Here is a 14,200-nt window from a genome sequence, read left to right on the forward strand (position 1 = left end):
ATGTTTGACGAACCGTTCAGCACTGGCAGCAGCATTCTTCACAGGCTCGACCCGCGTGTGAAAAGTGTGGCTGCCTTTTTTCTTTCGTGCATCGTCGCTGTATGTGTGCAGATACAAGTGGCTGCCGGTGCCTTGCTATTGGGGGGTGTTCTTACCGTTGCGGCGCGCTTGCCCGTGGGACCGTTGCTGCGCAGGCTGTTGGCAGTAAATCTTTTTGTGCTTTTTTTGTGGGCGGTGCTTCCTTTTACCTATCCCGGTGAGACGGTATCAATGGTGGCTGGCCTGCCCGTATCGCGGCAGGGCATACAAATGGCGTTTATGGTCACTTTGAAATCAAATGCCATTGTATTGTTGTTCATATCTCTGGTGGCTACTTCTAATGCTGCGGCTCTGGGACATGCGCTGTGCCGCCTGCGTATCCCACGCAAGCTCGTCTTTCTTTTTCTGTTTACCTACAGGTACGTGCATGTGCTGGTGCAGGAATATGAACGCCTGCGCACCGCAGCCCGCCTGCGCGGTTTTGTGCCCGATACGGGGATGCATACTTACCGGACAGTTGCTAACATGCTGGGGATGGTGATTTTACGCAGTCTCGACAGATCGCAACGAGTATATCAGGCAATGCTGCTCCGCGGTTTTAACGGCAACTTTCATTCGCTGTGCTCACTTCGGATGCATGCGGCAGACGGTATTTTTTCGGGGGCGGCACTGCTGGTTGCCGGAATTATGGTGTATGTGGAATTTGCGGGAGGATTGAATTTTGGGTGAGACACTGCTTGAATTGCAAGGCATCCGGTATCGATATCCGTTGTGTGGCAAGGATGTACTGGACGGTGTGGATTTTTGCCTAAAACGCCATGCGCGGCTTGGCCTGTATGGGCCTAACGGTTCCGGAAAAACAACTTTTTTGCATGTAGTTATGGGATTGCTGGCACCGCAGGCGGGGCAGGTGCTTTTTAAAGGGCAGCCGGTGCGCACTGAAAAAGAATTTCGTGCCGTACGCAGCCGGATAGGGCTGTTGCTGCAGAATGCGGACGATCAGCTTTTCAGCCCGACTGTGTTGGAAGATGTGGCTTTTGGCCCGCTTAATCTGGGGATGCCGCCCGATAAGGCACGGCAACGTGCGGTAGAAACGTTAGAAGCATTGGGGCTGGCGGGCTTTGAAAGTAGGTTGACTCATCGCTTGTCCGGCGGTGAGAAAAAACTTGTATCACTTGCCGCAGTGCTTGCCATGAAGCCGGAAGCATTATTGCTGGATGAACCTACAAACGGACTTGATCCGGCTACGCGTCTTCATATCATCAATATTCTGAATGAATTGGACGTCGCTTTAATCGTAATTTCGCACGATTGGGATTTCTTACATCATACGACTTCGGAATTTCTCACACTCCGAGAGGGGAAACTGGTTCAGGATGCCGAGCTGGTTCCGCATCATCATGCACATGCTCATCCGCATGGCGAAGAACCGCACGCACACTCTTAATATGGTGTGGCTGTCAGGGCCTTGTTGGACCAGTGCCGCTGTCCCTACCTTCTTCGTACTTATTTTAATGTTCGACCGGCGGGTTGAAGTAGCTCGCTTTCAGGTGTTCCAATGTGCCATCACGCTGCATTTCTTTTAATGCATTGTTGATGAGCGGAATAAGGCGCTGTTTGCCGCCAAACAGCAAAAGGCCGATGTCTGTGCTTTCAGAGAACGCGTAAACTTCTTCTACCGGTGCTCCTGCAAATTCTCTTTCCAGCAGCCACTTGGCTTCACTGCGGTCCAGAATGACGGCATCCACTCTGCCGGCCAGCAACATCTGAAGTGCGCTGGTTCCGGTTGTGACATCCTTTCTTCTAAGATCCGTATGCTTAAAGATATCTTGGTAGCTGTCATTATATTGAAAGCCGATGATAGTCGCGATGGTCTTACCTGACAACTCGTCAGGCGAAGAAATGGCAGCGGCATTTGCTTTGTTCATCAGAATGACGTTGGATGCTGATGCGATCGGCAGTGTTGCTGCCATGGGAAGCTGGTTGTTCTGGTACCACTTGGGTGACGAGCAGAGCACTCCTTCAATCTTACCGGACGTAAGCGACTGGTCTATTCTGGGCTTGCTCATGGGAATGGCAACAAAGAGCATGTCCAATCTGCTGAATGCTTCTTTGAAAACAGCTTTACAGTAACCGTCTGTAGCTAATGGCGTTTCATCCATAAACCATGGCGGAGTCACCGTGGCGCCTGTTACCAGCGTCTGTTGCGGAACAGGCATTCCAGCTGCACAGAGCGATGCCAGCATCAATACTAGTGTTATGCTGCAGGTAATATGTTGTAAATATGTGCTGAGTTGCATGCTGTTTGTGCGTATGTAGTAAAATAACGTGCAATGAACTGTACACGATATACTCATGCGACTTTCATTTGCAAGTGTGGCAGTGGTGCTTTTTGCGGCGTACTGCTGTGATTTTCTAAAAACGTAGAGTGTTACGTCTGGGGCACGAAACGGACACTTTTTGGGAGTAGGCAGGTGGTACAACCACCGGCCGGTAATGCTGTAAACGGGTTAAAGCCGGACGGAGTTGATGGTAGCCGGTCCGTGTTCCACTGTCCGGTGAAAGCGGATAGCGGGCTTGCCGAACATCATTACGTATCCTGTATGGTGATCTTCAGGAATGTTCATGCGTTTTGCCACTTGCGGGACCATATCGGCCATGGCCCACTTTGCAAAGCCGCACCATAACGTGCCCAGACCGGCACTGTTGGCAAGCAGTTCAAACGTACTGAGCGCAATATAAGGGTCAACATGCGCCGTGGTGTTTGTGGCAGGAGCCGTAACCCACAAAAGGTGCGGAGCACCGCGGAAGATAATGTCCTGACCATCGTCCCAACGGGCAAGAGCTGCTTCAAAAAAAGCTGCCTCCGGATGCGATGAACCTTGCCGCAGTGTCTCACGGATGCCTTCCATTACTTCTGTACGCAATGTGCGCATGGTGTCCGCATCATCAACAACAGTAAACAGCAGGCCTCTGTTGTTTTTGCCTGTCGGCGCATGTGAAGCTGCATGGATAAGGCGGTGGATCAGATCTTTATCGACTTGTTTTTGTGAAAAGCTGCGTACGGATCGTCGTCCCTTCACGAGTATTTCCATGGCATCAAGAGCAGGGAAGCGTCCTTTTACGGGGGTGCATTGCTCTGGCGAGACACCATGAATGGAAAGAGCTCCCGGCTTGCAGACTGCTAGACAGTGGAAACACTTGATACAGTATTTTTCGCGTCTGGCTGCGATGGCGGGCACTTCCTGTTCCATGCGGATAATATTCATGCGGCAGTCGCGAACGCATTCTTCGCAGCCGATACAAAGATTCTGATCAACAGAAAGGATAGTCATGACTACTCTTCAATTTCACCTATGGAAATTTCGACAACTAGTGCGCCACTGGGGGTGGTGAAAGGAATAGCGAGAATCGGCTCTTTGCTGACGTGGCTGAGTGTGTGGTTCTTGCCTATCACGACAGTGGGGGTGGAAGCCTGAAATTTAAGCCCTTCGTTGGCAAGGTGTGCGCGGGCCTGACCTGCGATCATGTTGGTTAATTCACCTACGGCATCTGCGATGTCATCATTGATGCGTGAGTATTCTTCGCCCAGCATATTGCTGACGATATTAAGAATACATTTTTCTTCCAGTGTCAGGGAAATAACGCCGGTAGCGTGACCGCTGATGCCGATCAGCCCCGTTACATCCCCCACGGCAACACGTTTGGTGTTGATGTATGGTTTAGCCGGTGTGGCCTGAACCATGGCCATGGTGCCCAGAACATCAATGACTGCACTGAGAAAAGGATTAATGAAGCGGACATCGTATTTATTGCTCATGGCGAGTGATTCCCAGAACTGGGGCGTAGTGTCAAGTAGGTCGTCCGTCCGCCCGTGTTGAATACTGCTTTGCATTACGGGCGGAACAGGCCGCACAGCCTGTCCGCCCTTTGAGTCAGATTAGAGAATGGCTTTAAACAGTTCTTCGATGTGAGTATCGAAGAGGCCGACAATTTCGACCAGTTGTTCCGGTTTTAGCGGAATGCGCTCCCATGCGCCATTGTCCATGCCGGGCAGCAGGTACATGCCGCCGGATGAAATTTCCATAGCGTTTGCCATGTTGTCGGCAAGCTGAAGAATTGAAGCGGCCAGCTGATCTTCGGCCTGCGCGGGCGAATGGTGATGCGCAAGGCAGTCTACCATGGCAGCAGGGAACTTCCACGCGGTAAGCAGCTGCTTAGCCACTTCGGTATGCTCAAAGCCGAGATGATCTTCTTCGCTTTCCACAATGGGCAGCTGATTTTCGCGTGAATAAAGCAGCAGCTGCACAGATGCGTAAGGCATTTTCTTAAAAATAATAAGGCGGCCTACGTCGTGCAGCAAGCCTGCTGTGAAGAATTTGTCAGCTTTCATGCCTTCTACTTTTGAAGCAATCAGCTTGGCAAAAACACCGCAACTGACAGAGTGCTTCCAGAACGCTTTCATGTCGATGAGTTCCGGAGGAATATCTTTGAAAACGTTGATGGCGGACATACCCAGCGCAAGGGTGGAAACTTCCTCCACACCAACAATGGCAATTGCGTGGCTGACATCTTCCACCGTGTGCGCAAGGCCGTAGAAGGGGCTGTTGACCAGTTTGAGCAGTTTGGCGGTCAGCCCGAGATCGTTACTGATTTCTTTACTGATATCATCAGCCGAGCTGGTAGGTGAATCCAGTACCTTGCGGATACGGAAATATATGTCAGGGAATGACGCCAGCTGGGTTTCGCTGGTGACGATCTCCTGTACGGATGTCTGACCCGGTTCGAAATTATCTTTAAGGTATTCAAGGTTTCTGGCAGTACGCGCACCTTCGTCAGGCATCATCCAGCCTGCAGATAGAGCCTGTGCTGTGCGATATACTGCAATCCGGTACAGTTGGAGCATTGCTTCGTTGTCCGGATCGGCATACGTGAAGAAATTTCTTACATAGTCCTCGCTCAGGGCCATGTGTTCGCTTAATGCGTTTTGGCTCATGCCGTCCCTCCGTGGCGGGGATTGGTTACAATCGGTGCGGGATCTAGCTTCTGCTTGTCCCCGTATCGCTTCTGTCTTGCCGCAATAGGCGGCTATTCTTCCTTTTTGTAGCAAATGGCGCCGGGCTTGGGCACAGGCCTGAACGCTGTGGAAAGCTTATGAATACTTTCCGAGTGCCCGAGGAATAAATGTCCACCGGGCAGCAGGTTGTCATAGAAAGCTGTGATGGCCTTCTTTTTCATGGCGTCATCAAAGTAGATGATAACATTGCGACAAAAAACGATATGCGAACGGGGCACCCTGCGAGTCGAGGCAGGATCGCTGAGGTTGACCGGCCCGAATTGAACCAGCTTTTGCACGCGGGGTTTTACTTTGTATCCCGCATCTACCTTGTCGAAGTACTTGGCGATGATGCCTTTCGGCGTAGTGCGCAGGGCATAGTCGGTATAGACTCCTGCCCGTGCAAGGCGCAGCATGGCCGGTGACAGATCATTGGCAGTAATGCGTATGTTCCATCCGATGATGGACATGCCCAGCGTTTCGTGCAGCATGATGGCAAGCGTGTACGGCTCTTCGCCGGAAGAACAGCCGGCAGACCATATGAACAGCTCTTTGTGTCCGAGATCTTCCTGTTTTTTCAAAGCTTCCTTAAGGATTTCGTTTTGAAAAATACCCAGTTGGCGGACATCGCGGTAAAAGCTGGTTTCGTTGGTTGTCACTTTTTCGCAGATGACTTCCATTTCCTGCGCACGGTTTTTATCAAGCTGCAGGTAGTCATAGTATTCTTTGAATGTCTTCAGGCCCAGCTCGTTCAGTCTGGTTCCCAGCCTGTTTTCAAGCAGGTACTTGCGCTTGATTGAGATGCTGATGCCGGTTTTGCTGTAGATAAAGTCAGCAAGTTTTTCGAATTCCGCATCAGAAATTTTGGCTGTTTTCCGCAGTCCTAGCTGGCTTGTGGGTAACCTTCCCGCTGTAATGCCGCTGGCGAGGCCTCCGGTTACGCCGGCAGAAGAACCCGCAAGGGTGCCGGTTCGGTTGCCCGAGCCGAGCTTGCTGGAGGAAAAAAGAGACATTGAGTACCACCCTTTTGAAAAATTGGGATTCTGATTGTCCATTCTTTATAGCAAACTATTGTCACTATGCAACCGGAGAGGGGCTTGTTCAATTATAGTCCCGCAAAAAGACGAAGCTGATCCCCCTCCTGCGCTGCTGGTGCGGTCTTATGCCTTTCTGCCGTGTAAAGAATTACAAAAAATGCATCATTGAGTGTCGGATCAATTTACATAGCATTAGATCACGTTAGATTGTGTTAGAATTAATTGCAAAACATTACAAGGCGTAACTGTAATGGCATCAGTATTGCTAAGAAGAAGGAATTGGAGGGTTCTTATGAGACATCTTAATATTATCGTCATTGCATTTATCTTAGTGTGTATGCCTGCTTTTGCTTCAGCTTCCGTATTCACTATGAATTCACTTACGTCCAAGGGGACGTTGCCTGGTTCAGTGTCTGAAGTGGGTGGTATTGTTATTGATCTTGTCGGTCTGAATGATAACCGTGTTGTTGCTCAGCTGGCTGCATCCGGCCTGTACATCGGCTATGCTGCGGGTAACCCTCAAGTCATCGGAACTCAGACGGGTTTCAGTTCCGCTGTGGTTGATGCTCTGGGCGGGGGGCTGTCGGAAGTGGCTGTACGTGTTTCCCTCTGGGATGGTGACACTGCTGCCGGAGAGTTTGATTATCAGGACAACAACTTCCTGCTTAACGGCTTTGCCATGCAGGATTTCAGTGATGTTCTTACCCAAACCACAGACGGACTCGGAGTAAGCCTTGGTACTTCTGAATACGGTTTCGGTAATCAGACATTCAATACTGGATTTTTCTACAGCAATGATTCGACATTCCTCAGCAATCTGTATGCGTCACTTGCCGGTGGTTCTGTGGAGTACTCATTGGATGACGTGGATTTCGGGGATAACTACTACGACTTTACACAAGGTGTGGACGCTTCGCTTATCAATGTAGGTACCGGGCCGGTAGTAAATCCGACTCCTACCCCCGAGCCTGCGACCATGATTTTGCTGGCAGCGGGGCTGGGTATTCTCTGGGTCTTCAGGCGCAGAACAGCCTTGAATTAAGAAAAGCTTGTTAAACGAAGCTTTGCTAATACCAGAAGGCACCGGATTGTCCGGTGCCTTTTTTATATCCTGTTGCCGGACATGCTTGTTCGCTTTACACTTTGCAGCCTGATAGCTAGTTGTGCAGTTCTGTAACGATTTATGCCGTGCTGGAGACTGATATGAATCAAGCGAAACCCGACAATATACAGGACAGAGAAGCCTTGTTTGCCATTGAAGGGGCAAATAAAGAGTGGATGGAAATTCTGGATCGCTCCGTTCTGTCAAAGCTGCCCAAAGGGTACGAACTTACCAGTATCAGTCCTTCTGATTTCTACCTGCTTGTGAGTGGCTCGCTGAAGGTTTCTTGCCTTGCGGAAGACGGGCACGAGCGGGTTGTCATGATTATCGGTGCGGGCACGCTGTTTGGTGAAATTGCGCACTTGCACCTGTCAGATCTGCATCAGCATAGCCTGAGAACCTTGGAAGAGTGTGAGGTTGCCCGCTTTCCCATGTCTTTGCTGGAAGACGATGACTTCTACCGCACCCATCCGCATCTTATTAAAAGCCTTGTCCATTCATTAGGCCTCAAGGCAGGAGCTTTTTTTGCCCAGCTGTTTGATTCCGGCCTGGTAGAGGTTGATGGCAGGGTGTGTCGCTGGTTGTACCAGCTGTGGAGAAAGCAAGGTAAAAAACGCGTTCTGAACCCCGGCTTGTCGCAGGGGGATGCCGCAGCCATGCTGGGTATCCATCGCAGCTCGCTGTGTCGCGTGGTGCATTCGTTGCGGGAGCAAGGAATCATCGGCAAATTTTCTAAAAAAACGCTTGAAATCTTTCAGCCGGAAGGGTTGTCTGACAGGGCTTGTTCATATAGGCACATGAGCGATTGAGCGTTTTACTCTGATTTTTTCCTGTTGTTATTGCAAGCGGGTTGTACGGTTTTTGCCGTGCAACCCGTTGTTTTTACTGTTTGTGTATCCTTTTGTGCCGATATTGCTGGCAAAAAAGGAATGCAAATTTTATTGCTTTTTGTCTCATGTGAGACAGAATTAAATTCTCTGCTCGTTGATATGTGAAAAACATCACATTGCGAATTAGCCACTCGCTGCCACGGCACAGCACCATGCACGCCACTGGGCAGGTGAGGTTTATCACAAACAAGCAAGTAGAGGATTTCCATGACTATTGATCGCAGCAAAATTAAAAACGTTGTTATGATCATGCTGGACACCCTGCAGTTCAACTATCTCGGGTGCTACGGCAACGAAACTGTAAAGACTCAGAATCTTGACAGGTTTGCCCGCCAGTCTGTTCTTTTTGAAAACGCATACAGCGAAGGCCTGCCTACCATTCCGGTACGCCGAGCTCTGATGACCGGCCGTTTTACGTTGCCTTACGGCGGCTGGAAGCCCCTTTCCGGTGATGATACCACTATCACCGACATTCTGTGGGGCAGAAACATGCAGACTGCTCTCATTTACGACACCGCTCCTATGCGTCTTGCCAAATTCGGTTACTCCCGTGGTTTCGACTACGTGGACTTCTGCCCCGGTCAGGAGCTGGACCACACCACTTTTGCCGATCTGCCGCTTGACCCTGCATTGAAGCCTGAAGATTTTACGTCACCCACCATGGTATGGGATAAAGACGGTAATCTGATTGACGATGACAGCAAGCAACTGCTGGACGAAATCGGCTGCTTCCTCCGTCAGATGCAGCACCGTCGCAGCGACTCTGACAGTTACGTTGCCAAGGTTATGAACCGCACCGACTACTGGCTGCGCGAACGCCGCGACAAGAGTCGTCCTTTCTTCCTGTGGGTAGACTCATTTGATCCTCATGAGCCTTGGGATCCGCCATCAGTATGGGAAGGTACGCCTTGCCCGTACGACCCTGACTATGAAGGCAACCCCATTTTGCTTGCCCCCTGGACCCCCGTAGAAGGCCGTATTTCCGAGCGTGAATGCGAACACGTCCGTGCCTTGTACATGGAAAAGGTCACCATGGTGGACAAGTGGGTAGGTCGCATTCTTGACTCTCTGCGCGAGCAGGGCCTGATGGACGAAACCATGGTTGTCATCATGTCTGACCACGGCCAGCCCATGGGTGAAGGCGAACACGGTCACGGCATTATGCGTAAGTCTCGCCCGTGGCCTTACGAAGAATTGGTTCACGTGCCCCTGATGATGCACATTCCCGGCGTGGAAGGCGGCAAGCGCATTTCCTCCTTTGTGCAGAACGTAGACGTGACCGCCACCATCATGGATGTGATGGGGCTTGCCGACACTGAAGACGGCGTGTCTGACCACGGCATGAACACCTTCGGCGCTGAAAGCATGCAGGGCGAAAGCCTTGTGCCGCTTATGCAGGGCGAAGTGGATTCCGTTCGTGATTATGCCATCGCCGGTTACTACGGCATGTCCTGGTCCATCATCACTGAAGACTACAGCTACGTGCATTGGCTGGTCAGCGAAGAAGAAAAGAACCGCGCAGACTGCGTGGAAGGCGCTGACAAGGAAATGTCTGAAGAAATGTGGACCTGCACTGCAGGCGCAAAGGTTCAGATGCCGGAGCATAACGAACTGTACGACCGTCGTACCGACCCCTTCCAGCTGAAGAACATCGCAGCTGAAAAGCCTGAAGTGGCAGAAGAACTGCTGCAGCGGCTGAAGCTGGTTATCGGCGAACTGCGTACCACTTAATTCATATAAAACCGTTATTCCGCCGCCGGAAGTTCCGGCAGGGCCGGCTTCCGGCGGCGGGTTTCATTTCTTTATACGAGGTGACTCATGTTTACCGAACTTATTGACGCAAACTTTGACTCTACTGTAGCCGCTACCGAATCCGGTGTGGTGATCTTTTTCAAAAAGCAGTGCCCGCACTGCAAGAACATGGAAAAGGTTCTGGAAAAGTTTTCTGCCAAGAATCCTGAAGTTGCTCTGTTCAACGTGGACAGCGAAGAAAACCCCGAAACCACGGCAAAGCTGGAAGCAGAACGTGCTCCTACCATTTTTGTGGTGAAGGGCGGGGCAGTGGTCGCCCGCAAGGCCGGCCTGATGAACCCCAAAGAAATGAAGGCGTTTTTCGCAGCGGCCTAGTCAGCTGTTTATGATCAACTGCCCGCTTTGCCTCATGGGGAAGGCGGCGGGCATAGTTATAAAGAGATACGCAAATGAAAGAGCAAAAAAACGTAGACGTTGTCATTCTGGGGGGCGGTCCCGCGGGTATGACCGCAGCTATCTATGCGGCACGGGCAAACCTGTCTGCGGTATTGCTGGAAGAAAGCGTTACCGGCGGACTGGTGAATTCTACCTATACTGTTGAGAATTTTCCTTCTTATACCACCATTCACGGCATGGAACTGATGCAGAAAATGCGTGAGCATGTAGACAGCCTTGATGTGGAAGTGGAAGAAGTCTGCGATATCGAGTCTGTTTCCCTTGAAGGCGACGTAAAGGTCGTTGAAACTGACGAAGTTGTGTACAATGCAAAGGCAGTTATTCTGTCTACCGGCCGTAAACCCATTCCGCTGGACGTACCCACCGAATGCGATCAGGTTCATCACTGCGCCATCTGTGACGGGGGCCCTTACAAGGGCAAGCGGGTTCTGGTGGTAGGCGGTGGCAACAGTGCCTTTGATGAAAGCCTGTACATGCTTGGCATCGGCATTGAGCACATCACGCTGGTGGAAAAAATGGACCGCTTCTTTGCAGCTCAGTCCACGCAGGATTCTCTGCTGGGTACAGGCAAAGTAGATGCGCGCAAAAGCACCATCGTGCACGATCTGGTAGTGGAAGGCGACACGCTGAAAGCCGCCGTGCTGGAAAATGTGGAAACCGGCGAGCGCGAAACTGTAGCTGTTGACGGTGTCTTTGTATTTCTGGGACAGCTGCCGAACAATGAACTTTTTAAGGACGTGGTTACTCTGAGCAAGGGCGGATATGTCGTTGCAGACCAGCATATGGCCACTAACGTGCCCGGCGTATTCAGCGCCGGTGACATCAACGACAAGCACTATCGTCAGATTACCACCGCCATGGCGGATGGAACCATTGCAGCTCTGGCTGCCGAACGCTACATCCGCTCATAACGGAGTCTACCCATGTCCGTATCAAAAATTACATTGCGCAACTGGCTGATCGCCTTTGCAGTGGCCGGTGGCGGTGCCTTTTTCCTGCAGAACCCCGAAAATCCCAAGCTGGGCCTGTACTGGTTTGAAACCATCTTTGCCATCGCTGCGTTTGCACTTGAGCTTATGCCCATGTTTGCCACCGCAGTATTGCTGATGATTGCTTACATTGTTACCGGCATTGCCTCGCCCGATCTGGCCTTTGTCGGCTGGTCTACCCCCATCCCGTGGGTTATTATGTGCGGTATGCTTGTCGGCGCCTTGATGGAGCGCACGAAGCTGTCCAACCGTATTGCGCTCCGTGCGATTGCCTGCATAGGTACGACACCTATCCGCCTGTATATATCCATGATTGTGGCCGGTTACGCCATTGGTGCCATTATTCCTGACGTTGTGACGGTTACCATTCTGTTTATGACCATCGCCGCAGGCATGTGTTCAAGCATGAAGCTGAAAAAAGGCTCCGTTGCTGCCACCACGCTGATTATGGCTGCATTTTTCGGCGCTACTGTTCCGGCAACCAACTACCTGCCCAACAACGTGGGTATTGTCGGCCTGCTGATGGTTAAAGAAATGGGTGTCCCCATTGAATGGCTCCCGTTCTTTATAGAAAACCTTGCTTTTTCGCTGCTGGTAGCTGTTGCCTGTATCGGTATTCTGCACGTGTTCGGTTCGCGTGAACTGGGCAAGTACATGGAACAGTGCCTTGCTCATGCTTCGGAAGAGCTGAATAAAATTGGTAAGATGAGTGCTGACGAGATCAAGACCCTTATCCTTACCGGTCTTGCTCTGGCAGCATTTGCTACCGAAAGCCTTCACGGTATTCCCGGTTACTATGCCTTCTGCGGCGTAGTGCTGCTTGGCTTTACCCCTGCGTTCAATCTGCTGAAAAAAGAAGATGTGGAGCAGGTTCAGTTTTCCATTCTGTTCTTTGTCGTAGGTTGTATGGCTATCGGCATCGTGGCCGGCAGCCTTGGCATTCCGGCACTGATGGCCGCAAAGATCGTGCCCTACCTTGAATCCATGAACAGTCTGGCAGCAACTTCCATGCTGGCATACTTCACCGGTGTTCTGGCTAACTTTGCTCTGACACCTGTTGCGGCGGCCAGCTCGCTCAGCATTCCGCTGGCAGAAATTGCAGTTAACCTCGGCCTGGAAATCAAGCCGCTTCTGTACAGCTTCTTCTACGGCCTTGACCAGTTCCTGTTCCCGTACGAACTGGCAGCGGCTCTTATTATGTTCGCCACCGGCTATGTGCGCATGCGCTATCTGGTGATGATCATGTTTGCCCGTATGATCTGCGCGGGTGTAGCTGTGTGGGTAGTAGGCGCTACCTACTGGCAGTGGATCTCCTTCTAATTCCTGTAACCGGGATTACAGGCGGTTGTCCTCCTTTCCGGCTGTAACTCCGGTCTCTTGCATACCATACCCAAAGTCTTCCCCATGCGGTTGCTCCGGCGGCCGCATGGGGGAAAACGGCGGCGGCACGTGATGTCAGCCCGACGGGCGGCCCGTTGCCTGCAGCCTGAGTCTTCAACCTTTTTTGATACACGAGACGTGACATGTCTTACTCCATGACTCTTGCCGCGCTTGCTATTGTGCACATCATCTGGGGCGGCGGCTTTATTATCCTTAAGGTGCTTCAGCAGTATCTTACTCTTGAACATATTCTGCTGGGCCGCGTGCTTCTGGCCTCCGTACTGTATCTGCTTCTATGGAAGCGAATTCCCAAACCGCAATACCGTAAGGGCGACTGGAAAGTGCTGTTGCTGCTTGCCCTGTGCGAACCTTTCCTGCTGTTTCTTTTCGAGACGCTGGGCCTTCAGTATACGTCTGCTTCGCAGGGCGGAATGATTGTGGCTTGTGTTCCGCTGACCGTGGCTCTCGGCGCGTTTCTGGTTTACCGTGAACGTATAAGCATGAGGTGCCTTGCCGGTATTGTTCTGGCTGTGGGCGGGGTGATCATGGTTTCCGCGTTAGCCACCGCCAGCGAACAGGCCAGTAATCCGCTTCTGGGTAATCTGCTTATTTTCTGCGCAGTGCTTTCGTCCACTTGCTATGCCCTTAGCGTGAAGCACCTGTGTACACGGTATCATTACATGTACCTTGCCGCGGTGCAGGTATTCGGGGCTACCGTGCTGTTTCTTCCTACCGCCGTCATGCAGCCGCTGCCACCTGTAGAAACGCTGTTGAGCTGGGAAGTGGCGGGAGCTTTGGTTTACCTTGGTCTCGGTATCACTTTTTTTGTGTATTTCGTTATTAATTATGCTCTTACCCGCATCAAGGCTGCGCTGGTGATCCAGTTTGCCAACATGATTCCCATTTCAACCATGGTATTTGCCTACATCTTTCTGGATGAACGGCTGACGACCATGCAGTATGTCGGGGTGGCCATGGTTCTTGTGGGAGTGCTGATTGCCGGTTCTGCCGGTTCCGGGGAAATTGATGAAGAAAATTCAAAGGACGCCATGCCGGAAGAGGTGTAAAAACATGGGGAGAGAGTTGACCTGTTGTTTGTGGGGTTGTAGGTAGTTACGATAATATACCCTGCGGTGGTATGTAGGGGGCCTGAACGTTTCAGGCCGCTTTATGGCGACAGTTTTGTTTCAGCAGATACAAAATCATGCTTGATTCAAAGGCGGTGTTTATCGTATGGGTAAACCCAGTTGTAATGATCCGCACAAAAATGTCAGTACGCAACGCCTGCTGACAAGGGGCGGAATTTCAACCTGCCGTGATGTGTCTAGCTTGCAGGAGGGTGCTGTAAAGCGCCTTGCCAGGCCTACTTCGGCGGGCAACACCGGTTGTTCCGGTCAGAACATTGCATGTGCCTTTGGTGCTGCGATGTGTCTATCGGTGTGTGTGTAATGCCTAACAAAGTAAGTGACTGTATTGCCAGCATGACCAGACGGTTCTGC

14 protein-coding genes are annotated in these 14,200 nt (G+C 51.3%); 9 read left to right on the forward strand and 5 right to left on the reverse strand.

The window, feature by feature from the left end:
• Together cbiQ and ACK5LI_RS16130 are read left to right on the forward strand one after the other, a co-directional pair.
• Nucleotides 1-768 carry a cobalt ECF transporter T component CbiQ gene (cbiQ, locus tag ACK5LI_RS16125; RefSeq protein WP_416951256.1) on the forward strand — a complete coding sequence of 256 codons (768 nt, stop codon included), beginning with the start codon at nt 1-3 and terminating at the stop codon, nt 766-768.
• Nucleotides 761-1,486, forward strand: a complete 726-nt coding sequence (locus tag ACK5LI_RS16130; RefSeq protein WP_416951258.1) for an energy-coupling factor ABC transporter ATP-binding protein — start codon at nt 761-763, stop codon at nt 1,484-1,486. The genes cbiQ and ACK5LI_RS16130 overlap by 8 nt, the downstream gene beginning before the upstream one ends.
• A 64-nt stretch (nt 1,487-1,550) precedes the next feature.
• Here the strand turns inward: ACK5LI_RS16130 and ACK5LI_RS16135 are convergent, their stop codons facing one another.
• The 5 genes from ACK5LI_RS16135 to ACK5LI_RS16155 form a co-directional block, all read right to left on the reverse strand.
• The gene (locus tag ACK5LI_RS16135) at nt 1,551-2,258 is read right to left on the reverse strand and encodes a substrate-binding periplasmic protein (protein WP_416951260.1); all 708 of its coding nucleotides are present in this window, start codon (nt 2,256-2,258) and stop codon (nt 1,551-1,553) included.
• A gap of 291 nt (nt 2,259-2,549) precedes the next feature.
• A complete protein-coding gene (locus ACK5LI_RS16140) occupies nt 2,550-3,374 on the reverse strand; it encodes a nitroreductase family protein (RefSeq protein WP_416951262.1) in 825 nt (274 codons plus the stop codon).
• Nucleotides 3,375-3,376: 2 nt separating this feature from the next.
• The gene (locus ACK5LI_RS16145) at nt 3,377-3,859 is read right to left on the reverse strand and encodes a chemotaxis protein CheX (protein ID WP_416951264.1); all 483 of its coding nucleotides are present in this window, start codon (nt 3,857-3,859) and stop codon (nt 3,377-3,379) included.
• A gap of 120 nt (nt 3,860-3,979) precedes the next feature.
• Nucleotides 3,980-5,035, reverse strand: a complete 1,056-nt coding sequence (locus ACK5LI_RS16150) for an HDOD domain-containing protein (protein ID WP_416951266.1) — start codon at nt 5,033-5,035, stop codon at nt 3,980-3,982.
• Between the two features lie 92 nt (nt 5,036-5,127).
• Nucleotides 5,128-6,108 carry a CheR family methyltransferase gene (locus tag ACK5LI_RS16155; protein WP_416951268.1) on the reverse strand — a complete coding sequence of 327 codons (981 nt, stop codon included), beginning with the start codon at nt 6,106-6,108 and terminating at the stop codon, nt 5,128-5,130.
• Between the two features lie 316 nt (nt 6,109-6,424).
• Between ACK5LI_RS16155 and ACK5LI_RS16160 the strand changes: the two genes are divergently transcribed.
• The 7 genes from ACK5LI_RS16160 to ACK5LI_RS16190 all read left to right on the forward strand — a co-directional run bounded on the left by ACK5LI_RS16160 (nt 6,425) and on the right by ACK5LI_RS16190 (nt 13,768).
• A complete protein-coding gene (locus ACK5LI_RS16160) occupies nt 6,425-7,174 on the forward strand; it encodes a PEP-CTERM sorting domain-containing protein (RefSeq protein WP_416951270.1) in 750 nt (249 codons plus the stop codon).
• 161 nt (nt 7,175-7,335) lie between these two features.
• Nucleotides 7,336-8,043, forward strand: coding sequence for a Crp/Fnr family transcriptional regulator (locus ACK5LI_RS16165; protein WP_416951272.1), 708 nt, complete (start codon nt 7,336-7,338; stop codon nt 8,041-8,043).
• A gap of 288 nt (nt 8,044-8,331) precedes the next feature.
• Nucleotides 8,332-9,855, forward strand: coding sequence for a sulfatase-like hydrolase/transferase (locus ACK5LI_RS16170; RefSeq protein WP_416951274.1), 1,524 nt, complete (start codon nt 8,332-8,334; stop codon nt 9,853-9,855).
• 87 nt (nt 9,856-9,942) lie between these two features.
• Nucleotides 9,943-10,251, forward strand: a complete 309-nt coding sequence (locus tag ACK5LI_RS16175) for a thioredoxin family protein (protein WP_416951276.1) — start codon at nt 9,943-9,945, stop codon at nt 10,249-10,251.
• Nucleotides 10,252-10,325: 74 nt separating this feature from the next.
• Entirely contained in the window at nt 10,326-11,243 is a 918-nt protein-coding gene (locus ACK5LI_RS16180; protein ID WP_416951278.1) for an NAD(P)/FAD-dependent oxidoreductase, read from the forward strand.
• 12 nt (nt 11,244-11,255) lie between these two features.
• Entirely contained in the window at nt 11,256-12,641 is a 1,386-nt protein-coding gene (locus ACK5LI_RS16185) for an SLC13 family permease (RefSeq protein WP_416951280.1), read from the forward strand.
• A gap of 203 nt (nt 12,642-12,844) precedes the next feature.
• Nucleotides 12,845-13,768 (forward strand): DMT family transporter, encoded by a 924-nt coding sequence (locus tag ACK5LI_RS16190; protein ID WP_416951282.1) that lies wholly within the window; start codon nt 12,845-12,847, stop codon nt 13,766-13,768.
• The last annotated feature ends 432 nt before the right edge of the window (nt 13,769-14,200 follow it).

The organism is Oleidesulfovibrio sp., from assembly GCF_047973035.1.
Classification (GTDB): Bacteria; Desulfobacterota; Desulfovibrionia; order Desulfovibrionales; family Desulfovibrionaceae; genus Oleidesulfovibrio.